Annotated in this window: 20 protein-coding genes; 7 read left to right on the top strand and 13 right to left on the bottom strand. The window is 72.0% G+C overall.

Features of this window, described 5'->3' with window-relative positions:
• Positions 1-14: 14 nt before the first annotated feature.
• Entirely contained in the window at positions 15-1,115 is a 1,101-nt protein-coding gene (locus FKD65_RS18335) for a hypothetical protein (protein WP_141578656.1), read from the top strand.
• Between the two features lie 22 nt (positions 1,116-1,137).
• Here FKD65_RS18335 and FKD65_RS18340 read toward each other — a convergent pair whose 3' ends face one another.
• A complete protein-coding gene (locus tag FKD65_RS18340; protein WP_240810220.1) occupies positions 1,138-4,050 on the bottom strand; it encodes an ATP-binding protein in 2,913 nt (970 codons plus the stop codon).
• Positions 4,051-4,363: 313 nt separating this feature from the next.
• Complete coding sequence (locus tag FKD65_RS18345; RefSeq protein WP_141578658.1) at positions 4,364-4,765, bottom strand: hypothetical protein; 402 nt, start codon at positions 4,763-4,765, stop codon at positions 4,364-4,366.
• Positions 4,766-4,931: 166 nt separating this feature from the next.
• Between FKD65_RS18345 and FKD65_RS18350 the strand changes: the two genes are divergently transcribed.
• On the top strand, positions 4,932-5,138 hold the full coding sequence (locus FKD65_RS18350; protein ID WP_205718700.1) for a helix-turn-helix domain-containing protein: 207 nt from the start codon (positions 4,932-4,934) through the stop codon (positions 5,136-5,138).
• 70 nt (positions 5,139-5,208) lie between these two features.
• Here the strand turns inward: FKD65_RS18350 and FKD65_RS18355 are convergent, their stop codons facing one another.
• Positions 5,209-5,607 (bottom strand): ATP-binding protein, encoded by a 399-nt coding sequence (locus FKD65_RS18355; protein ID WP_141578659.1) that lies wholly within the window; start codon positions 5,605-5,607, stop codon positions 5,209-5,211.
• A gap of 114 nt (positions 5,608-5,721) precedes the next feature.
• Here FKD65_RS18355 and FKD65_RS18360 point away from each other — a divergent pair, with 114 nt between their 5' ends.
• The 4 genes from FKD65_RS18360 (at position 5,722) to FKD65_RS18375 (ending at position 7,246) form a co-directional block, all read left to right on the top strand.
• Positions 5,722-6,555, top strand: coding sequence for a helix-turn-helix transcriptional regulator (locus tag FKD65_RS18360; protein ID WP_141578660.1), 834 nt, complete (start codon positions 5,722-5,724; stop codon positions 6,553-6,555).
• Positions 6,546-6,734 carry a DUF397 domain-containing protein gene (locus FKD65_RS18365; RefSeq protein WP_141578661.1) on the top strand — a complete coding sequence of 63 codons (189 nt, stop codon included), beginning with the start codon at positions 6,546-6,548 and terminating at the stop codon, positions 6,732-6,734. Before FKD65_RS18360 ends, FKD65_RS18365 begins: the two co-directional genes overlap by 10 nt.
• Positions 6,735-6,801: 67 nt before the next feature.
• Positions 6,802-6,990 carry a DUF397 domain-containing protein gene (locus FKD65_RS18370; protein ID WP_141578662.1) on the top strand — a complete coding sequence of 63 codons (189 nt, stop codon included), beginning with the start codon at positions 6,802-6,804 and terminating at the stop codon, positions 6,988-6,990.
• A gap of 67 nt (positions 6,991-7,057) precedes the next feature.
• The gene (locus FKD65_RS18375) at positions 7,058-7,246 is read left to right on the top strand and encodes a DUF397 domain-containing protein (protein ID WP_141578663.1); all 189 of its coding nucleotides are present in this window, start codon (positions 7,058-7,060) and stop codon (positions 7,244-7,246) included.
• 16 nt (positions 7,247-7,262) lie between these two features.
• Here FKD65_RS18375 and FKD65_RS46275 read toward each other — a convergent pair whose 3' ends face one another.
• From FKD65_RS46275 to glf, 10 genes are all read right to left on the bottom strand, one after another.
• Positions 7,263-7,388, bottom strand: coding sequence for a hypothetical protein (locus FKD65_RS46275; RefSeq protein WP_302931608.1), 126 nt, complete (start codon positions 7,386-7,388; stop codon positions 7,263-7,265).
• Positions 7,389-7,436: 48 nt separating this feature from the next.
• Positions 7,437-8,045 (bottom strand): hypothetical protein, encoded by a 609-nt coding sequence (locus FKD65_RS18380; protein WP_141578664.1) that lies wholly within the window; start codon positions 8,043-8,045, stop codon positions 7,437-7,439.
• Positions 8,046-8,136: 91 nt separating this feature from the next.
• The gene (locus tag FKD65_RS18385; RefSeq protein WP_141578665.1) at positions 8,137-10,164 is read right to left on the bottom strand and encodes a hypothetical protein; all 2,028 of its coding nucleotides are present in this window, start codon (positions 10,162-10,164) and stop codon (positions 8,137-8,139) included.
• A 245-nt stretch (positions 10,165-10,409) separates the two neighbouring features.
• The gene (locus FKD65_RS18390; protein WP_205718701.1) at positions 10,410-11,300 is read right to left on the bottom strand and encodes a class I SAM-dependent methyltransferase; all 891 of its coding nucleotides are present in this window, start codon (positions 11,298-11,300) and stop codon (positions 10,410-10,412) included.
• 131 nt (positions 11,301-11,431) lie between these two features.
• Positions 11,432-12,529, bottom strand: coding sequence for a class I SAM-dependent methyltransferase (locus FKD65_RS18395; protein WP_205718702.1), 1,098 nt, complete (start codon positions 12,527-12,529; stop codon positions 11,432-11,434).
• Positions 12,519-15,194: an HAD family hydrolase gene (locus FKD65_RS18400; RefSeq protein WP_141578666.1), complete on the bottom strand. Its 2,676-nt coding sequence runs from the start codon at positions 15,192-15,194 to the stop codon at positions 12,519-12,521. The genes FKD65_RS18395 and FKD65_RS18400 overlap by 11 nt, the downstream gene beginning before the upstream one ends.
• An 81-nt stretch (positions 15,195-15,275) precedes the next feature.
• Entirely contained in the window at positions 15,276-16,088 is an 813-nt protein-coding gene (locus FKD65_RS18405; RefSeq protein WP_240810221.1) for an ABC transporter ATP-binding protein, read from the bottom strand.
• Positions 16,089-16,091: 3 nt separating this feature from the next.
• Positions 16,092-16,961, bottom strand: coding sequence for an ABC transporter permease (locus FKD65_RS18410; protein ID WP_141578667.1), 870 nt, complete (start codon positions 16,959-16,961; stop codon positions 16,092-16,094).
• The gene (locus FKD65_RS18415; protein WP_240810222.1) at positions 16,958-19,087 is read right to left on the bottom strand and encodes a glycosyltransferase; all 2,130 of its coding nucleotides are present in this window, start codon (positions 19,085-19,087) and stop codon (positions 16,958-16,960) included. Before FKD65_RS18415 ends, FKD65_RS18410 begins: the two co-directional genes overlap by 4 nt.
• Positions 19,084-20,253 carry a UDP-galactopyranose mutase gene (gene glf, locus FKD65_RS18420; RefSeq protein ID WP_240810223.1) on the bottom strand — a complete coding sequence of 390 codons (1,170 nt, stop codon included), beginning with the start codon at positions 20,251-20,253 and terminating at the stop codon, positions 19,084-19,086. Before glf ends, FKD65_RS18415 begins: the two co-directional genes overlap by 4 nt.
• A gap of 150 nt (positions 20,254-20,403) precedes the next feature.
• On the opposite strand from glf, the gene FKD65_RS18425 reads away from it, so the two are divergent.
• Positions 20,404-21,729 (top strand): hypothetical protein, encoded by a 1,326-nt coding sequence (locus FKD65_RS18425; RefSeq protein ID WP_141578669.1) that lies wholly within the window; start codon positions 20,404-20,406, stop codon positions 21,727-21,729.
• Positions 21,730-21,735: the final 6 nt, after the last annotated feature.

Here is a 21,735-nt window from a genome sequence, read left to right on the forward strand (position 1 = left end):
GGCAGGGGGCCGTCATGCGGTGTCCGAACTGCGGAACCGACTCCGCTTCGTCGTCGTCCAGGTGCGCGCACTGCGGCACGCCCCTCGACGCCCCGCCGGGCGCCGACGACGCGACCGCCCAGGACCACACGGCACGGGCCGGTGGCACGGCCGCCCAGGAGCAGGCCGGCCTGGACGACACCAGCCTGGACCCCACCGGCTCGGAGCACACGTCCCGCGACCCGTTCGGCGCCGCCCCGCCAGGCCAGAGCACGCCGGGCGCCGAGGACGCGACCACCCGGCACGCCCCCTACGGCGGCCCCCCGTACGGCGGTGATCCGGCGGGCGGCTACCCGCCGGGCGGAGGGTCTCCGGGGGCGGTGGGGGGCGTGCCCGTCCCGCGCGATCCGATACCGCCGCCGTGGGCCGACCAGAACCCCGTCCAGTGGGAGGCGCCGCCCGACCACACGCTCAGCATGCCGCCCGGCGAGGAGCGCACCACACAGCTGTCCCCCGAGCCCTGGGCCGCCGAGCCCGCGATCTGGCAGCCCCCGGCGCCGCCCAAGCGCAGCATGGTGCCCTACTTCCTGGGCGCGGCGGGCGTCGTCCTCCTGATCGGGCTGGCGGTGGGCATCGTGTTCTGGCCCAGCGGGTCGGACGCTCCGCCGACCGCGGCGTCCGGGCCGTCCGCGGGGCAGAGCCAGGACGTCGCGTCCGCGTCCGACACCCCCACGACCGAAGGCGACCTCGACGCGCAGGCGGCCGCCGTGAACGGCCTGCTGGAGGAGATGGGCGGCACCCGCTCCGACCTCGGCGCCGTCGTCGCCCAGGACTGCCCCGTCAGCGGCGTGCGGCGCGTCCTCGACGCGCGCCGCGCCCAGCTGGAGAAGGCGCGGGGCCTGGAGGTGGGCGCGCTCCTCAACGGCGAGGAGATGAAGGACGCGCTCGTCCGCGCCCTGGAGGCCTCGACGGAGTCGAACCAGCGCTACCTGGACGGCGCCCCCGGCTGCCCGTCCGAGGGCGAGGTCGCCGACGTCAACCAGCGCGCCAGCTCCGCCAAGAGCGAGTTCATCGGCTACTGGAACCCGGTCGCGGAGAAGGCGGGCCTGCCCACCCGCGGCGAGAGCGACATCTGAGCCGCTCGGCCCGCCGGCTCGGTCACTCGGCCTTCTGGGTGAGGAAGGGCAGGCCCTCCGACGGGTCCTCGAACGGCGTGATGAAGCGGTCGTACCAGCTCAGGACCGGCTCCAGCCATCCGGTGACGCGCATCGTCCCGGCGACGTGCTCGATCTGGTCGTCCTCGTCGACGCCGATCGCGACGACGGGCAGGTCCCGGAAGAAGCCCGACCGGTCGTCGTCGCCGTAGAGGGCGGTCGCGGCGATGGGGCGGTTGCGTTCCAGCTCCATGGACAGGGGATGGCGGCGCAGGGCGCGGAGCCGGTGGCCGAGCTTGGCGTCCGGCTGCTGCTTGAGGCCGGGCAGCTGGTAGTCCAGCGGCGGCGCGGGGGCGTGCTTGTCGGGCGCGTCGCCGCCGTAGGGGAACAGCCTGTCGAGCTCGTGCAGCCACCGGACCTGCGGGATCACCCAGTGCGGCCCGGGGGCCGTCCCCGGCGCGCCGCCGCCGAGCAGGCGCTGCGCGGCCTCGGCGGCCGCGGCGGTGAGGTCGGACGGCGGGTAGGCGATCCGCAGCCCCCGCGACCGCCGGCTGACCGCCCGTTCGAGGACGGTCGCCAGCGCGCACTCGCGGAGCCGGGGCGCGAGCCGCGACCAGGAACGCCCGAGCTCCGGCGGGACGGACGGGATCGGACGGTTCGCGACATGCGCCAGGACGAGCGTGTCGGCCCACAGCCGCAGCCACGCCCAGTCGGCCTTGCCCGCGATCAGGTCCGCCTCGCGCAGCTCGTACAGGGTGCAGGCGCGCCCCGAGCGGCACTCGCACCCGCAGGCGGCCGAGCGCCTCCCGTCCACGGGCGGGGGCGGGCCGGGCAGCTCCGCCTCGCGGCCCTCGCCGAGCGGCACCCGCACGCGCAGGGGGCGGTCCATGCCGTCGGCGAACACGGCGGCGACGCCGGGGCGCAGCGACACGACCTCGCGGGACTGGTCCTCGTCCAGGTTCATCGCGGCGCCGACCTGGTGCCGGTCGTCGAACGCGGGCAGCCGGTGCACGACCTTCAGCGCGGTGTTCTTGATGACGTCCGGGACGAGCTTGGTCGGGATCTGCTCGGCGACGATGATGCCCTCGCCGTACGCGCGGATCTCGGCGAGCATCCCGGCGAACAGCTCGACGGCGTGCGAGCTGCCGCGCTCCGGCCCGCGGTTGCGCAGCAACCGGTGCGCCTCCTCGATCACGATGACGTGCCGCAGCGCCGGCCCCGTCGCGCGGTCGCGCTTGCGCTCGCGCATCCGCAGGTGCTCGACGATGCGGATGATGAGCGTCCCCATGAGGAACGCCTTGTCCTCGTCGTTCGCGACGTCCTCGATGGCGAGCACGATGTTGTCGCGCAGCATCCCGCCGATGTCGGCCGGATGCCCGCCCTCGAAGAACCGCCCGGCCGAGCCGATGCGCAGCGAGCGCAGGCGCACGTCCACGAACCCCTGCACGTCGGCCATCAGCTCGCGCCCGTAGCCCACGTCCTGGATGACCTGGAGCGCCGCGTTCTGCAACTGCTCCAGGGTCGGCACCGTCGGGCCGATGAGCGACCCGGGCACGCCCCCGCCCGTCACCACGTCCCACCCGTTGTCCTCGTAGACGCGCTGGAGGGCCTGCGCCATGATCTGCGGGAACGGCTCCTCGGCGTCGAACGCGGCCTGGAACAGCGCCCGGACCATGTCGATATGTGCCTGGACGGGGTAGTCCGGCTCCGGCGCGAGCGGGTTCACCGACAGCGGCACCGAGCCCGGATCCGAGGGGTTGACGACCGTGACGGGCCCGCCGAGGTCCTGGATGCGGCCCGCCATCGCCGCGTACTCCGACTTCGCGGGCTCGATCGCGAGCCACGGCACCCCGGCCCTGGTGAGCTGCTCCAGCAGGTGCCGGACGGTCTGCGACTTGCCCGCGCCGGTCGCGCCCGTCACGAACACGTGCCGGTTGATGGTCGAGCGGGGCACGGTGAACCGGCCGACCTCGCGGTCCTGGCCGTCCAGGATGGCGCCGAGCTCGATCTGCGCCTCGCCGCTCACCGGCACGGTCTCCGACGTCACGTCGAAGTACCCGGCGTCCAGCACCCGCAGCCCGGGCACCTCCCGCCGCGGCAGGCCGGCGAGCGCCGCCAGCGCCCCCGCCGTCGCGACGAACGGGAACCGCTGCTCCGGCTCGGCCGCCGCCCGCGCCGGAGCGGGCGCCGCGCCCGGCGCCAGCATCTCCGCGAACGACCCGCTCCCCTGCCCCGACCGCAGCCGGTACGGATGGTGCCCGAGCTCCATCGACCCGACCAGCACGGGCGCGATCTGCCCCAGCTCCGCCTGCGACGCCGCGCCCGCGACCACCCTGACCTGCCAGAGCCCGGCCTCGCGGAACGCGTCCAGTTCGGCGAGCCGCCGGTCGGCCCGCGCGACCGCGAGCCGCGCGTGCTCGTCCTCGCCCCGCCGCAGCATCCGCAGCTCGTGGTGCAGCTCGCGCATCTCGGAGTCGATCAGCCGCTCGTCGCACGGATCGGCGACCACGAACCACCCGAACGGCCGCTCCATCAGCGTGACCAGCGTCGACTCGAACAGCCCGGGCCCGCCCCCCGCGCCGGACCCCTGCGGGGCGAGCCGCCCGGGGCACCGCGTCCACGCCATCCGCTCGGCCTGCCGCAGCCACCCGTCCCCGATCGGCACACCCCGCGCGCCGCTGGGGAACAGCAGCCCGTGCGTCTCGGCCCCGGCCTCCGGCGCCCCGATCGGCCCCGCATTGGTGATCAGCTCCAGCGGCGCCCCGCCCCCCGCCGACAGCCACCCGACGACGAACGGCCGCCCCAACCGCGCCGCCGACAACGCCGCAGGCAGGACGCTCACAAAATCCCACTCCGCGGACGCCTCCCGCTGCGGCGCCGGAATCGCCTGGATCCGGTACCAGGGCCCGGGCAGCACGAAGGGCCTCCCCTGCATGGCGGCCGGCGGCCCACTCTGAGGCACCCCACCGCCCCACCCGAGCGGCGGCCTGCCAGCACCAGAAGAACCAGGGGGCATAGTCACCCCAGCATCCTTCCCCGCCCCCACCCCCCAAGCCAATGCCCGCACAGGAAGAACCGGCCCACTCCCGCCGCACCCACCGCGCCAGGCGGGCAACTCGGGCGTCGCGCCGGCGCGGCCCTCACTTCCCCCAGATCGAACAAGTGCGAGGTCCCCACAACCGACGCCATCGACCCGAAGGCGGCGTCGTGGTCGGCGTGGATCCGAGCACTCAGGCCGACCGCTGCCGCGCTCCCATTGCCCGGGTCCACTCGATCACGGCGGGTCGGCGCAGCAGCCTGGACAGGACGAACGACACCGCTCCGAACGCGATCATCGGAAGGGTGAGCAGGACCAACCGCAGCGTGGGCCAGTCCCCGCCCAGTTCGAACCCCGTGGCCACGACCAGGACCGCGAGCAGCACACCGCCCGGCACGAGGACCCCGAAGGCGAGCAGCACCTGCCGCAGATAATGGACGGCCATGCGGCCTCCACACCAGACCCGCCACATCCACAGCGCGACGACGGCCGTCCAGAACGCGGCGTATCCGGCGGCCTCACCGGTGACCGTTCCTGCGCCGACCAGGCTGAAGACCGTCACCACCGCCCAGTAGAGGCCGACCCAGACCAGCACCGCGGTCACCTCCCGCGGCCGCCGCGTACTGTTAGCGAACTCGGGCGACACAACAACCTCCGGCGCGGTAGAACGGCCGACCGCCCCGATCATATTCACGAGTGTTTCCGAAGACTCCCGCCTGTGGGAGAAGTACTTGAAGGAACGCAGTCGAAGAGGAGCAGCGATGACGAAGTTTCCCGAGTGGAGCGAGGTCCGCGCCGACGTCGTCGCAGCAGCGGGCGGCGAGGGCGCCGTCACCGAGGCCCGCAGACGCAATCAGGCCTACATCGACGGTCACCGGCTCGCCGAACGCCGCAAGGCCGTGGGCCTGTCCCAGACCGACGTCGCCGACAAGATGGGCGTGACCAAGAGCCGCGACTCCCAGATCTGAGTGAGTCGGCTTCAACGTGCGATCAGGCGGTCCGGGGTCGTGCACTACAGGCCGTCCCCGCCGCTGGTCTTCATGAGGGGTCCAGGACGGCGAAGACTACCTTGCCGGCGTTGCCGGACAGGGGGCGGACGCCCCAACAGCGGGCCAACTGGTCGACGATGAACAGGCCACGGCCCGCCTCGCTGACGGCGTCCGCGCGCTGGATGCGGGGCAGGTCGCAGGTCGCGTCCTGGACCTCCAGCCACAGCGCGCCGTCGTCGGTGCGTCCGATCCGGAACGTCACGTCGTCATCGGACGCGGCCGCATAGCGGAGAGCGTTGGTGACCAGCTCGCTGGCCACCAGGCACGGGACGAAGTCGTCCAGGCCCCACTGACCGGTGACCAGACGCACGAACCGCCGCACCTCGGCAACGACCGCAAGATCGTTCTTCACCACCAACTCGCTCTCGTACCGCGCCGCCTCACCCATGATCCTTCTCCTCACTTTGTGTAGCGAACATCACACAGTGAGCCACTATCCGGGCTAGGATTCGCATGCCAAAACAGGGTTGGCAGGTGCTGGCATGGCTGAATCGAAATTGGCATGTTCCTGGAGAGGCAGGCCCCGATGTCCCCTCGTCGGCAACGTCCACGCGAGTCTCCCGCCCTCGTCGCTTTCGGCCGCCAGATGCGGCTATTACGAGAGGCCAAAAATGTCAAACAGGAGACCCTTGCTCACCTGACCAAGGTAAGCGCGCCACAGGTCAGCAAGATCGAAGCTGGAAAGCGGCGCGCCACTCGAGCCTTCGCGGTAGCCGTGGACGACTACCTGGGGGCTGGAGACGCGCTCGTCAACCTCTGGGAGGACCTCAACAAGGACGGGCATCCCGTGCCCATTTGGTTCGACTGGCCGGTGATCGAAGCTGATGCGGCGATGCTCGTCTGCTACGAGCAGTCGGTCATGCCCGGTCTCGCACAGACGCCGGCTTATGCCTCGGCGATCCTCCATGGCAACCAGGAAGCCGTGGAGGCGCGGATCAGCCGCCAGACGATCATCACCGGCGACGACAAGACGGTTCCGCCCACCCTTGTGATCATGGTGGACGAACAGGCGCTCTACCGGCCGGTCGGCACCGCTGAGACGATGAAGGAGCAACTGGAACACCTGATAGCGCTTAGTTTGTTGCCGAACGTCACGGTTCAAGTAGTGTTGACAAGTGGTGAGCACAACGGAAACTCGGGTTCTTTCGTGCTTGCCACGATGGCTGACCGCAGCGAGGTCGCCTATGTCGAGACAGCGATACGCCCGATCACCACGGACAATCCGGAAGACCTCTCCGAACTGGCGCGGACTCTGGTCGACCTCCGCGCCCGAACCCTTACCCGTGAGATGTCCTGCGAACTGATCAGAAAGGTGGTCCAGGAGAAATGGACCTGACGAACGCCAAGTGGCGTAAGAGCAGCTACAGCACGTCCAACGGCGGCAACTGCGTCGAGCTGGCGGACGCCGCCGGGGCGGTGGCCGTACGGGACAGCAAGGACCCGCACGGACCCGTCCTCCTGCTCAACCGCGCCGCCCTGCGCACCGCCATGAACTCCGCCCTCACGACTCGCTAACCCGCCCGCGCCCGGACCGTCACGGAAAGCCTTGACGTGACCTGATCAGAAAGGTCATTCAAGAGAGATGGACCTGACGAACGCCACATGGCGAAAGAGCAGCTACACCGGCTCCAACGGCGGCAACTGCGTCGAGCTGGCGGACGCGGCCGGGGCGGTGGCCGTACGGGACAGCAAGGACCCGGACGGGCCCGTCCTCCTGCTCAACCGCGCCGCCCTGCGCACCGCCGTGAACTCCGCCCTCACGACTCGCTGACCCGCCCACGCCCGGTCCGTCACAGAAGGCCTTGACGTGGCCTGATCAGAAAGGTCATTCAAGAGAGATGCACCTGACGAACGCCACGTGGCGAAAGAGCAGCTACAGCGGCTCCAACGGCGGTGACTGCGTCGAGCTGGCGGACGCGGCCGGGGCGGTGGCCGTACGGGACAGCAAGGACCCGGACGGGCCCGTCCTCCTGCTCAACCGCGCCGCCCTGCGCACCGCCGTGAACTCAACCCCCAGGACCCACTGACCGCTCTCGACCACCCTCACATCTCGGGCAAATCAAGCACCTCTGCCAGGGTCCACAGGTCGGCGGCGTCCAACGCACGACGCATCACCTCGACATCGAGGACGATCTGCCGGCGGCAGTGGACACTGATCCACTCTGCCATTCGCGCAGGATAACGGAAGGTTGGCTTTGTGGCGGTCGTTGCGTTTCCCTAGACTTCCGCCGTGGCCAGTCCGCTTTTCTCCAGAAGTCTCATCCAGCGGTCCCGGTGGCGGCCCTTCCGATCACGGCGGTCCACGGCACGCGGGCCGAGGACCGCCGTGATGAGCTGGGGATAGCCTTCGCCCAGGACATGGAAGTCGAAGAACGTGACGATGTCTGGCGACAGTTCCGTGGTCTCGACAGTCTCGACGTCAACGTGTTTGTAGGCGAAGACGTAGTCGTCCCCATCGCAGAAGTAGACGTCCCCTTCCTTCAGGTCAAGGTAGATGCCGCTGCCGCACTCGATATCAGCAGGAGCGCCGTAGCGTTCACAGCCGATCGAAAGAGGATTGCCCAGCGGGCAGTACGGATCTATGTGGCGTTCGCCCCAGGCTTTCCGGTCGACGATCGCCGGAGGCTGGTGGAAGCGGAAGTAGTCTCCCCCCAAGCGCCGGAACAGACCGAACGTCTCCGTCACCCCCACCGGGAGTTCGGGGATGGGTTCCAACTCGTCCGACTCCTCGATGATGGCGCCGTAGCCGTGCTCGGCCTCCACGCTCTTGAGAAGATCCAGCTTCGTCTTGATGCCGGCCAGCCTCCTGCCGAGCTCCCCGTCCATCGAAACAACCTTTGCCGTCGCCGAATACCTCGTACGGCGGAATCCTCTCAGCCTGTGCGCTGCCGGAGCCACCGACCGATCGGGTCCCCTGTCAGGAGGAGGACGGGGGGTCGGCCTTGTGGCGGCCGTTGGGCTTCAGGGGTGGGACTATGCGGGCCGGGCGGGAGCCGGCGCCTCTGGGGAGGGCGTGGCGGGCCTTGGGGAGGCGTGCGGCGGTGGCCTCCGGCGGTTTCGGGGGGTCGGGCGGGTCGGCTTCGGGCTGCTCCGGGGTCTCCGCCTGCTCGCGGAGGTACTCCTCGAACTCCATCGAGTGGGCGGTCGGCAGGGTGATGATGCCGGGGTTGGCGTCCACCAGGAGGGTGCGGCGGCCCGTGGCGCCCGAGTGGGTGAAGACCATCGCGGTCGGCGGGAGCTCCTGGAGCTGCGGGGGCTCGACGAGCAGTTCGCGGAAGCGCTGCTTGTCGGGGCGGCGGACGACCGTGCGGCCCCAGGCGGTCGCGGAGCTGATGCCCTCCACCAGGACGGAGTCGTCGGCGGCGGGGGCGGGCAGCGGCGACCAGACCGGGTCGGTGAGGCCGTCGCCCCGCGGGCGGGCGTAGGCGACCGTGCTGGCGTAGGTCTCCCCCGCGACGTCGAAGAGGGTCTCGGCCGCCGAGTCGGTGATCTCGGCGACGAGCAGCGGCTGCCCCGCCCCGATGTGCTCGGCGGCGACCCGCGCGTCCTCGGGGTTGCCCAGGCGCATGAACCCCACGGCGGCGTGGCCGCGGCGGCCGAGGCGCTCGCGGACGTGGCCGGGGATCGACCGGTACATCAGGACGAGCCCGGTCCCGGTGGCCTCGCAGGCGTCGATGAGCCGGTCCAGGACGTCCCCGCGCAGCTTCTCCGCCCCGCACAGGAAGAGCGTGTGGTCCCAGCGCCCGCCGGGCGGGGCCTCCCGGATCCGGTGCGTCAGGGCGGTCGTCACGTAGGTGCCGAGGATGCGGTTGGTGAGGACGCCGGCGCGCCGGTCCATCGAGACGACGTGGAGCCGGGAGGGCGGCAGCCGGACGGGCTCGGTCGCGAGCTTCTCCAGCTTGCGGAGCTGCGCCTCCAGGGCCCACGCGCGGCGGACGACGATGCGGTCGGTGGCGTCGCGCCCGAAGAGGGTCGCGATGCGCTCGTGCTGCTCGTCGGTGAGCAGGCCCTTGCGCAGGTCGTCGCGGGGGTCGCCGACCTGGGCGAGGACGCGCAGGGCGGCGGTGATCTTGGGGATGGTGGTGTCGGGGCCGAGAACGTCGATGAGCCGTTCCAGGATCGAGTTGTCGAACGACAGGTCGCGGGTGCCGCCCTCCTCCTCGCCCGCGCTGACGACCAGCGACAGCACGTCGGCGAGCGCCTCGGGGTTCAGGCCGCGGGTGGCGTCCAGGCGCGGCAGGTCGGCGGGCAGGACCCACACGAGCGGGTCGTCGCCGCGGTCGGCCGCGAGCCGGAGCAGGTCGTGCGCGACGGCGCCCTCGGACAGGTCGATGACGGTCAGCCGCGCTCCGACCGCCAGCCTGGCCGCGCCCATCGTCGTGACGGCCGCGGACCAGCCGGCGAGGGTCCCGCCCACGATGTCCACGCGGTCGACCCCGGGCGGGACGGCCACCGGGTACCACTCGCGCTGGCTCTCGTAGGCCGAGTGGCGGCGCTCCCACTCGGCCCGCTCCTTGGCGTAGGCCTCGTCGGCCTTCCTGCGGGCCCGCTCGCGCGCCGCCCGCTCGCGCGCCTCGGCGTCGCGCTCCTTGGCGAGCCGCTCGCGGACGCCCCGCTCGTCGCGCCACAGCCCGCCGCCGGTGATGGCGAGGACGACGCCGCAGGCCAGCAGTGCGACCGCCGCGAACGCCCACGGGATCACCCCGGCGACGCCGCACACCAGGAACAGCACGACGAACACGAGGGTGCCCGCGAACGCGGTGCGCAGCGGCCGCCCCGCGATGTGCTCGCCGGGCCGCCACGCGGGCGGCGGCAGCGGCGTCCTGGCCGGCTCGTCCGGCCGGTCCGGGGGCGGCCCCGGGTCGGGGTGCACCTGCGCGTAGCGCCAGCCCACGTAGACGCGGTCGGCCTGTGTGAGCCGCGCCATCGCGGACCCGCTCGCCATGTCCGTCACGTCGAGAGACCCCTGGGAGTCGCGGGAAGGTGGGGAACGCCTGGGGGTGGCCGGGTTGGGTTGCTTACGGTCGGTTTCTTACACAACACAGGGTAAAGAGGTTCCCGCGTTCCCGCGCCTCGTTCAACGGAACAGCCTCGGCGATGGCCGACCTCTTCGGTCAAACCGGTCACCAGGTCAGCCCCCGGGAAAGATCGGACACATCGCCGCCCACCGGTGGCCGGATCCGGCCATGGTCAGCCTGCGGGGGGCGCCTTCACCGGCAGGAACGCCTCCAACTCCATCGTGGGATGCGGGTACTTCCACTCCACACCGTCGAACGGGACGTACATCCCCTCCGGCGTGCCGGCCAGGAAGTAGTTCCCGTCCCACTGGTTGGGGCTGGTCACTGGGGAGCCCTGGGGGTAGCGGGCGCCCAGCGCCTCGTATTTCACGTCGACGCCGAAGATGGCGTACACAGCCGCGTCCACGAAGTTGAAGTGGCCGATCTCGCCGCGGAGGTGCGTGTCCTGGAGGGCGACACCGTGGATCCGGTCGCGGGCGAAGTACAGGGAGCTCAGGTCCTTGACGACCTGGTTGAAGTCGTGCGCCCCGTCGTGGTGCACCAGCGCGCATGTGCCCTCCTCCCCTTGCAGCACGGTCGCGACATAGGTCGGCAGGTCTCCGTGGAACATACGGACGCGCTTCGCGGCGCGGGGGAAGATGCGGCGCACCCGCTCCCAGGCGAACCGGAGGAAGACCGAGTTGGCGTCGACGAGGTCGAGTTCCAGGCCCATCGGCTCGATACAGCCGGCGAGCACGGACGCGGAGCCGCCCATGAAGACGCCGACGTCCACGAGACGCGTGAGCGTGCCGTGCTCGCGTTCGACGCAGCTGAAGACGTCGTAGTAGTGCTGGGCGCTGCACTGGTCCTCGTAGGCGAGGCTCACGTCCTTGGCCCGAGCCGCGATGCGGTCGAAGACCGCGTTCCGTCCCTGGAACGCGGAGAGGTCGGCGTGGTGTCCGCTCAGGATGGGGATGCCGAGCACCTCGTGCGGGTTCTCGGCGCTCTCCAGGGCCGGGTCAGGTTCGAGGAACGTCCCCCATGTCTCCTCGTGCATCGCCACGCTCGTGACGTAGTCGGTCATCGTCGACTCCTTCTCCTGAGTTCGTCACGCGTCCAGGGACGTCCTCTTCCGGTACGGGGAGGGCAGCCGTCAGGGCCAGGACCGCGGCCCCCGCCGGCTCGGCAGTGCCCGGGTCATCGCGGCCGCCCGGGTCATCGCGGCCGCCCCGGGGGCGTCCTGCGCAGACGGGCGGAGAGCGCCTGCCCGAGATGCGACATCGCCTCGCCCAGTTCGGGGATCGGCGCCGTGCCGGGCGCGGGCGCTTCCGGGACTTCGCGGCGCGCATGCGCTTCCCGGCGCCGCGCCGTCAACTCCGTCTGGGCGCGCTCGAGTTCGGACCTGAGGCGGGCGATCTCCTGCTGCTGGGCGTTGACGGTCTCGGTCAGGCGGGTGGCGTCGTCAGTGCGGGCCGCGGCCTCGTACTGGAGTTGCAGGACGTGGGTGTAGAGCGCGATGCGGTTGTTCTCCATCGCGGCGAGCAACCGGGAGGAGGTGTAGGGCCGCAGCGCCTCGAAGACGGCGTCCGTGCCGGGCGCGCCCGCCCTCGCGAGCACCCCGAACCCGAACACGGCCGGGACGATCCGGAACCGCCAGTCCCCGTTCCCGTCCAGCGCGTCCTCGACGGCCGTGAGGACGCCGTTGCGCGGTCCGCCCGCCCGCTCGGCCACGGTGTAGGCGCCGTCACCGACGAAGCCGGCCGGGGTGAGCTCGTCGTGCCAGACCGTCGGACCGTCCGTCGTGGCCGGGTGCGTGTCCTCCGGGGCGACCGGGGACGGCTGGTAGTAGAAGTCGCGGCGCCCGCACGGCCACAGCACGTCGTGCAGGACGACCACGGCGTCCGGCGCGTTCGCCATGATCCAGGCGAGCTCGTCCCGGATGACCGCGTAGTTGTGGTCGCCGTCCAGGATGTAGAGGTCCGCCACCGGGAGGTCGGGCAGCACGGCGGGGGACAGGCCCTCGACGAGGTTCAACCGGGGGTCGCCGTCCAGGACGGCGCGCAGCTCGTCGCCGGGCGCGGGCTCGACGCAGTACACGGCGGCGCCGAGGTCGGCGTACAGCGAGCTGACCTGTCCCGACTCGACGCCCACCTCGACGACCGTGGAGATGTCACGGCAGGCGAAGAGGGTCTCGAACAGCTCGAGGAACATCGCCATCGAGTGCAGCAGCAGGGGCTGCTCGCGGGCGGCGCGGGCCTGCGCGTGCGGGTCGCCCGCGGACCCGGTCGCGGCGACCCCGAAGTCACGCGTCACCGAGCTTCCTCCTGGCCACTCGTCCGGCTCCGGCGGCGATGCCCTTCACCCCGGCGGTCCGGTACTCCGCGCGTACGCGCTCGGTGAGCCGCGCGGCGCGCGCGGCGCGCTCGGCCCTGCGGTCCACCGGCATCCGCGGCGCCATGCCGGTCGTCGACTGCGGCAGCATCGCGAACGCGATGGTGATCTGCCCGGACGACACCGCCGGCACTCCGGCCCGGCGCGCGAGCGGGAGCCACACCGCCGCGTAGGAGGTGTCGAACTCCATCAGGTTGCCGCCGAGGTAGCGGCAGTCGGCGTAGTGCAGGCCGACGAAGTCCTCCGGCTTGTCCCAGCGCAGCACCTGCTCGCGCCGCCGGCCGCCGGCGATGACCCTGGCCTCGATCCAGTCGACCCGCACGATCGCGGGGCGGCCGGGGATGGCGAGCGAGATGTCGACCGTGTCGTGGTGCTCGAACGACAGCCGGGAGAACGACAGCCCGTTGTGGTTGATCCGGACGCGGCGGCGAATGGGCTCGTGCCACCGGTCGTCCGCCGTCCGGAACCGCAGCCGCGTCTCGTGCTTCTCGCCGGACGGCTCGAACGCCTCCGCGTCGACGGCCCCGTCCGCGACGGCCCTCGCCATGGCGCCGAGCCCGGTGTCGGACGCGGCGATCAGCGCGGGCCAGAACGAGTCGCGCATGTGCAGGTCGCCGAGGTCGCCCGGCGACAGGTACGGGACGGCGGCCTTGAGGTCGGCGGGCAGCAGGGTGGTGACCAGGGACGAGCCGAAGTTGTCCTCGTGGGTCCAGTTCCCGAAGACGGCCGCCTCCTCGGGGGTGGGCGACTCCAGCGCGGCCACCAGGATCCGGGCCAGGCGGTTCCGGGCCGCCTGCGGGCGGGCCAGGTCGGGCCATGCGCCGCCGGAGGCGGCGACGTACCGGTTCCACATGTGCTGGAACGCCAGGACGCCGTCCTGGACGGTGCGGCGCTCGGCGTTCTGCGACGGCGAGTCGGCGGCCCGGCCGAGGACCGGCGCGCCGTCCTCGGTGAAGCCGACGAGGGAGCCGCAGAGCGCGTTGACGCACTGCTCCACGATCTCGGGGCTGCGGGTGACGGTCGCCGCGACGTGCGCCGGGTGCCCGGCCTGCGCCAGGTAGCCCTCGGCGCGCAGCCCGGCCATGTAGACCCGCCCGGCGCGGGTGTCGGTGGCGAGGTACAGCCCGGCGGGCCTGACGTCGATGCGGGCGATCTCCAGGGCGCGGGCGAGCTGGTACTGGATCGTGCCGCCCCAGCCGAGGTCGACGAGCGTCAGCTCCCCCGCCGCGAGCGCCTCGTCGTCGAGCGCGCCCGCGCTCCGCAGCGACTTGATCATGCGTTCGCGGGCGGCGGTGACGGTCACCGCGAGCCGGTTGCACAGGTGCGGCGTCTCGGTCAGCGCGCGGGCGACGCGCTCGGCGATGTCGCCGTTGTCGATGACGGTGTCCAGCTCGGTCGCGAGGCCGGGCACCTCACCGGGCTGGAGTTCCAGGACCGACAGGGCCTGCCGGACGGTCAGCCGGTACCCGGTCCGGACGAAGGCGTGCACGGCGGCGGTGTCGTGGGGGTCGAGCCCGGCGAGCGAGGTCACGAACCGCGACAGCCAGACCGGGGCGGCGCGCACGTCCCAGCCGCGCGCCTCGGCGGCCTCGTTGATCAGCCGGGACAGCAGCTCGCCCTCACGCATCGAGCACCACAGCCGCCGGGTCCCGGTCTCGTGCGCCCGCCACGCCGCCCATTCCGCGAAGCCGGTCAGCACCGGACCGAGGACGACCGCGCCGTACCGCCACGCGACGTCCAGGCCGGAGGTGCTGAACGGTACGCCGGAGTGCACGGCCTTGGCGCGCAGGCTGGTGAGGCCGAAGTCGCCGTGCCGGTCGTCCAGGTCGGGAGCGTCGTCGCCGAACGGGAGGACGGGCTCCTTCTCGCGGCCCAGCACGTCGAGGTAGGCGTCGTCGAGCCTCCGGTAGTGCACGGTGCGGATGCCGAGCTCGCCGGGGACCCTGTGGTCGGCGATCTGGTGGTCGCCGACGTGCACGATCTGCTCGGGGCCGCAGCCGAGGTCGCGCAGCACGATCTTCCAGAGGCCCGACGCCTTGTCGGTGCCGTGCTGGTTCGACCGGAAGACGCGCACACCGTCCATCGGGCCGAGTTCCGGCCGGTCGAGCAGCCGGGAGAGCTGGTCCTCGGTGAAGTAGGTGTCGGAGACGAGGACGATCTGGACGCCCTGCTCGCGCGCCGCGCTGACGATCTCGGCGACGTCCAGGTCCACGACGGTCAGCTCGCGCTCCAGCTCGACCTCGGCCTCGACGAGCCGCTCCAGAGGCGCGGCGCCGAAGACCCCGTCCGGCATCGCGCGCCAGATGCCGAAGAGCGAGACCTCGGTCCCGAGGGCGTCGCGGCCGCGGCGGGCTTCGTCCTCGGCGGCGATCCGCATGCGGCGGAACGTCGCGTCGCTCACCCAGTCCGCGCACAGCCCGGCCTCCCGCAACCGCGAACCGAGCAGGGCGAACACGTCGGTGGGGCGGGGCACCCTGCGCCACAGCAGGGTGTCGAAGACGTCCAGGGACAAGACGGTGCACGCCCGGTCGGCGACGATGCGGCGGACGTTGTCGAGCAACGGGCTGCCGTTCTCCTGTGTGGTCAACGCCGCACCTCTCCCCTGGTCCTGCACCGGCGCACGCGGCCCCCGGCCGCGGCTCGGGTCACCCTATCCACCAAGATCTGCTCATCGACCGGTTTCTCCCGGTGCGCTGGCCGCCCCCGCCCCCGCCGCCGCGGCCCCGCGGCGCGCGGCACGGTCCTCGCGCACCAGCCGGCCGGCCTCCGCCGTCGGCCCGTCGAAGATCACCCGGCCCTGCCGCATGGTGACGCCGCGGTCGCAGAGCCCCACGAGCATCCTGATGTCGTGCGCGACGACGACCATGGTGCGGCCCTCGCCGCGCAGCTCGCGGATGCGGGCCAGGCACTTCTCCCGGAATGGCGGGTCGCCGACGGCGAGCACCTCGTCGATGAGGAACACGTCCGGCTCGGTGTGCGCCGCGATCGAGAACGCGAGCCGCATGAACATGCCGGAGGAGTAGAACTTCACCTGGTCGTCGAGGAAGCGCTCGACGCCGGAGAACTCGACGATGGCGTCGAACTTCCGGGTGATCTCGGCGCGGGTCATGCCGAGGATCGCGCCGTTGAGGAAGACGTTCTCACGCCCCGTCAGCTCGGGGTGCAGGCCGGCGCCCACGTCGATCAGCCCGGCGACGCGGCCGCGGACGAGGACCGACCCGCTGTCCGGGCGCATGACCCCGGAGATCAGCTTGAGCAGGGTGCTCTTGCCGGATCCGTTCAGCCCCATGAGCGCCACGGTCTCGCCCTGGCCGATGGTGAGGCTCACCTCGTCCAGCGCCCTGAAACGGTCCGACAGGCGCTGCCCGCGGAGCGCGCGGACGCTCATCTCCTTGATCGAGTGAGCGTGCCGCAGCGTGAAGTTCTTCGTGACGCGGTCGATGAGGATCGACGGGGCCGGGTTCGGGTTCGGGGAGGTCAAGGGCTACAGCTCCTGCGCGAAGCGCGCCTGCGCGCGGGAGAACACCGCGTGCCCGGCGACGAACACCAGCACGCTGACCGCGAGCGAGACGCCGGCGTGGGCGTAAAGGTGGGGCGGGAACACGAAGTCGCCGCGGGTGCCGGGGAGCCAGAAGGCCCGCTGGAACAGGGAGACCGCGCTGACGAGCGGGTTGGCGAGGTAGAGGTCCAGCACCCAGCCGGGCGCGTGGGTCTGGACGTGCGTCCACGGGTAGATCATCGGCACCGACCAGGTGATGACGATCACCGAGATGTCCACGACCTGCTCCAGGTCGCGGAAGAACACGTTCACGGCGGCGCAGAGCAGGCCGACACCGAAGCCGAGCACGACGATGATCGCGAACCCGTAGACGGCCGCGCCGAGCTCCACCGGGGAGGGCCGCCATCCGGCGGCGACCGATCCGCCCAGCAGGATCATCATCCCCGGCAGGAAGTGCACGAGCGAGACCAGCACCGACGCCGCCGGGAACAGCTCGCGCGGCAGGAACACCTTCCGGACGAGCGCGGCGTTGCCCGTCACCGAGCGGGTCGTCGAGTGCAGCGTCTCGGTGAACAGGTTGACCAGGACCATGCCCGCGAACAGGTAGACCGGGAAGTCCTCGACCCGGTCGTCCATCCCGAGGAAGACCCCGATGACATAGAAGTAGACGGCGAAGTGCACGGCCGGCCGCACGTAGGACCAGCCGAGGCCGAGCAGCGAGCCCTTGTAGCGGGCCCTGAGCTCCCGGCGCACCAGCAGTCGCAGCAGGTACTTCTCCCGGAACGTCCGGCGCAGACCGCCGTCGCCACCGGGCGCCCGCAGCCCGTCGTCGGCGCGGACCGGCGCGGCGGTCATCCGGGCCCGCCCCCGTCCGAGCCACTCCCGTCCGAGCCACTCCCGTCCGAGCCACTCCCGTCCGAGCCACTCCCGTCCGCTTCACTCCCGTCCGTGCCGCTCCCGCCGGCGCCGCCCGCCGCCTCGAAGGTCGCCCGCCAGGCGTCGGCGGACGCGATCTCGGCCATGGCGGCCCGGTAGCGGCGGCTCAGCTCCGGCCACTCGCGGCCGAGCCGGGCGTGCAGGAGCGACGTGCGCCGCAGCAGCGTCCGGAAGCGCTCCGGGTCGCGCTGGTACCAGGCCACCCTGGTGCCGTCGGCCGAGGAGACCAGGGCGCTGTCGACCTGCGAGAGCAGGCTCCAGTGCCGGTCGATGTGGGGGACGACGACCTGCGGGTTGCCGTGCGAGCCGGGGTCGACCGGGCGGAGCTGCCTGACGGTGCCGAGCATCGCGCTCGCGAGGACGTTCACCGTGCCGCGCGGCGGCTTGAACCCGCGCCCGCGCTTCGGCGGCTTGGCACGCCGCACCTGCGGGAACTCCTCGTGGCTGGTGCGGTTCTGCGCGTCGGGGAAGGCGGCACGGAACGCCAGGATCTCGGGCAGTTTCGAGGCGATGCCCGCGTGCATGTGCTCGGGCCCCCGCAGCACGTCCTCGATCGCCGACAGCATCAGCTCGGCGGTGGAGTACTGCATGGCGAGCGCGTGCTTCACCGAGATGATGAAGCTCTCCTTGAGCAGGTTGCCGCCGTGCTCGTACGGCGAGTGCATGAGGGCGGTGACCAGGCGGTTGCGCTCGTGGAAGTACGCCTGCCAGTCGATGCCGTCGTCCTTGTCCTGCCAGGGGACGTGCCACGCGGCCATGCCCGGCAGCGTCACGGTCGGGAAGCCCGCCTCGCCGGCGCGGACGCAGTACTCGGCGTCGTCCCACTTGATGAACATCGGCATCGACAGCCCGATCTTCCGGACGACGTCGGTGGGGATGAGGCACATCCACCAGCCGTTGTAGTCGACGTCGACGCGCCGGTGCAGCCACTTCGTCCTGAGCAGGCTCCCCGAGCTCGCCTTCGCGCGGGGGCTCGGGTTGGGCGGCTTGGCGAAGTCGTGCTCGCGCTTGGTGTGCGGGGCCTCCTCCCACCACCAGCGGTACCGTCCGATGGTCTCGCCGTAGGCGTGCAACTGCGAGCGGACGAACAGGTTGAACATGTGGCCGCCGACGATCGTCGGCGTGCGGGCGAAGTCGGCGAACGCGACGGCGCGCAGGACGCCCTCGGTCTCGGTGACCACATCGTCGTCGAGCAGGAGGACGTAGTCGCTGGTCCCGGCTTTGACGGTCTCGTCCATCGCGCGGGAGAAGCCGCCGGAGCCGCCGAGGTTGCCCTGCTCGATGACGTGCAGCTTCGGTCCGAGAACGGCCGCGGCGCTCTCGAAGGCCTCGTCGTCGCGGACGCGCTCGGTGCCCTGGTCGACGACGTAGACGGCGTCCACCACCTCCAGCGCCTCAGGTGCGCCGCCGAGCGCGACGAGTTGGTCGACGCAGAAGCCCGGGCGGTTGAACGTGGTGATGCCGAGGCTGACCCGGCCCTGCCGGACCGGGCCGGCGGCGCTCGTGTCGGCGCACCAGTCGGCCCGCTCCAGTACGGCGTTGCTCTCCCCGGCGAGCACGTCCATCCAGTACCAGCCGCCGTCGATGAACGGGCGCAGCGTCAGCCGGAACGTCTCCTCCCGGGCGGTGGCCGAGTCGAATCGGACCGACTCGACGCGCTGGACATGGCCCTTCGCGCTGGACCGGTAGACGATCACGGTGGCCTGACCGCGCACCCGCACCCGCAGGAGCACCTCCTCCACCGACGTCCAGCGCCGCCAGTAGCTGGCCGGGAAGGCGTTGAAGTACGTCGCGAACGAGACCCGCCGCCCGACCGGCACGACCACGCTGCGCCGGCCGACGCCCCCGGCCCCGTCCGCGGTCCCCGTCACGGCGGTGGTCTCGGCGGCCCTCTCCGCCGCGGCGGCCTCGGCACCGCGGGCGATCTCGCCCTCGACGTAGAGCTTGAGGACGTCCAGGTCGCGGTCGACCGGCATCACGACGCGCTGCAGGACCCGCAGGCCCGGGGCGCCGCCCCCGTCGGGCGTCTCCGCGTGTTCGGTCACTCGTCCGCACCTCCGATAGTAGGACGCGAGGCGCCGCCGAAATGGGGACGCAGTCTGTTGTCGACCATGCTGAGCGCGCTGGCGATGGCCATGTGCATGTCGAGGTACCTGTAGGTGCCGAGACGACCGCCGAACAGGACGCCGTCCTCGCGCTTCGCGAGCTCGCGGTAGGCGAGCAGCCGGGCCCGGTCGGCGGCGGCGTTGACCGGATAGTACGGCTCGTCGCCGCGCTCGGCGGCCCGCGAGTACTCCCGCATGATCACCGTCCGGTCGGACGGGTAGTGCGCGCGCTCGGGGTGGAAGTGCCGGAACTCGTGGATCCGGGTGTAGGGGATGTCCTCGTCGGCGTAGTTCATGACGGGCGTGCCCTGGAAGTCGCCGGTCGGCACGACCTCCGTCTCGAAGTCCAGCGTCCGCCAGCCGAGCTCGCCCTCGGCGTGGTCGAAGTAGCGGTCCAGCGGGCCGGTGTAGACGACGGGCACGTTGCCGACGACGTCGTTCCGCAGGTCGAAGAAGTCGGTGTTCAGCCGGACCTCGATGCGCGGGTGGTCGGCCATCCGCTCCAGCCAGGCGGTGTAGCCGTCGACCGGGAGCCCCTCGTGCGTGTCGTCGAAGTACCGGTTGTCGAAGGTGTAGCGCACCGGCAGCCGGGTGATGACCTCCGCCGGCAGGTCGCGCGGGTCGGTCCGCCACTGCTTGGCGGTGTAGCCGCGGATGAACGCCTCGTACAGCGGGCGCCCGATCAGCGAGATCGCCTGCTCCTCCAGGTTCGCCGGGCGGCGCACCTCGGCGGCCTGCTCGGCGATGAGCGCGCGGGCCTCGTCCGGGGTGAAGACCCGGCCGAAGTACTCGCAGATCGTGCCGAGGTTGATCGGCATCGAGTAGGCCCGGCCCTTGTAGGTGGAGTACACGCGGTGCCGGTAGCCGGTGAAGGAGGTGAACCGGTTGGCGTACTCCCACACGCGCTCGTTGGAGGTGTGGAACAGGTGCGCGCCGTAGCGGTGCACCTCGATGCCCGTCTCCGGCTCCGGCTCGCTGTAGGCGTTGCCGCCTATGTGGTCGCGGCGGTCGAGCACGAGGACGCGCAGGCCGAGCGCGGCGGCGCATCGTTCGGCGACCGTGAGACCGAAGAATCCGGATCCGGCCACCACGAGGTCAACGTTCACTGGACGGGGTCCATCCGAGGTGTCCATCCGACTCGTGCGGGGGAGCGAAGGGGCCGGGCGGCGCGGGGGCGGCGGCCGGATCCCTGTGTACCGAATGCGGCTAAGATACCCGGGGTTCGATCGGTACCGGCGCAGGAAGCCGAGGATCGCGTGCCCCCACCCACTCCCGGTAGTGCGGCGCACAATGCGCGCCCCGCCGTATACCTGCACGTCGGGGCGGCCAAGAGCGGCACGACGTTCCTGCAGCAGGTGCTGTGGCACAACCGCGACCGTCTGCGCGAGCACGGCGTCCTCTACCCGGGCCGGGACCAGGCCGCGCACGTCCGCGCGGCGTTCGACCTGCGGCGGACGTTCTTCCGCGAGGCGTCCGACCCCGCGACGCGCGGGGCGTGGCACGAACTGGTCGCCGAGGCCCGCGCGTGGCCCGGCACCGTCGTCATCTCGCAGGAGCTGCTCGCCCCCGCCCGGCCGCGCTGGATCCGCCAGGCCATGGCCGACCTCGACTTCGCCGACGTCCACGTGGTCTTCACCGTGCGCGACCTCGGCCGGCAGATCCCTGCCCACTGGCAGGAAGACGTCAAGAACCGCTTCACGACCCCGTTCGCGGAGTTCGTGGCGTCGCTGCGCCGGCGGGACTGGCCGGCCTACGAGAGCGCCAGGCTGTTCTGGGGACTGCAGGATCCGGTCGCCGTGCTCGGACGCTGGGGCGAGGGCCTGCCGCCCGAGCGGGTCCACGTCGTCACCCTTCCCCGCCCTGGCGCGCCCCGCGACCTGCTCTGGCGGCGCTTCTGCGCGGCCACCGGCATCGCCGCGGACGACCACGACCTGTCCGGGACGTTCGCCAACCCGTCGCTCGGGCTGAGCGAGACGCAGTTCCTGCTGCGCCTCAACGAAACGCTCGGCGACCGCGTCGGCTGGCACGTCTACAACGAGGACGTCAAGCTCTTCCTCGCGCAGCAGGTGCTGGCCGGGCGGCCGCGGCCCGTCAGGATCGAACTGCCTCCCGAGCACGTCCCATGGGCCACCGAACGGGCCGTCGAGACCGTCGAGGCGCTGCGCGCGGCAGGCTACGACGTGGTGGGCGACCTGTACGAGCTGATGCCGTCGGCCGCGGCCGGCCCCGCGCTCGGAACCGCGCCCGCGCCGCCCCCCGACGAGGTGCGCTGGGCGGAGGTGGCGGACGTGGGCGTCGACGCCGTCGCGGCGCTGCTGCGCCGGGTCCGCGAGAGCGGTGACCGGGCCGCCGCCGTGCCCGGCGCCGGAATCGCCGTCCGCGACCAGATCGACATGCTGCGCGCGGAGTCGGCCGGTCTGCTGGAGACGACGGGGCTGCTCGTCCACGACGCCGCCCCGCTCGTGGAGCGGGCCAAACGGACGGCGCGGGAGCGCTACCCGGCGGCCGTCCGCCTGCGCGGCGCCTACCGCAGGATCCAGGGCGGGACGGAACGGCCCGGCGCCGAGACGGGAACGAGGTGAGCGCGC

The sequence above is a fragment of the Actinomadura sp. WMMA1423 genome, from assembly GCF_006547145.1.
GTDB lineage: Bacteria > Actinomycetota > Actinomycetes > Streptosporangiales > Streptosporangiaceae > Spirillospora.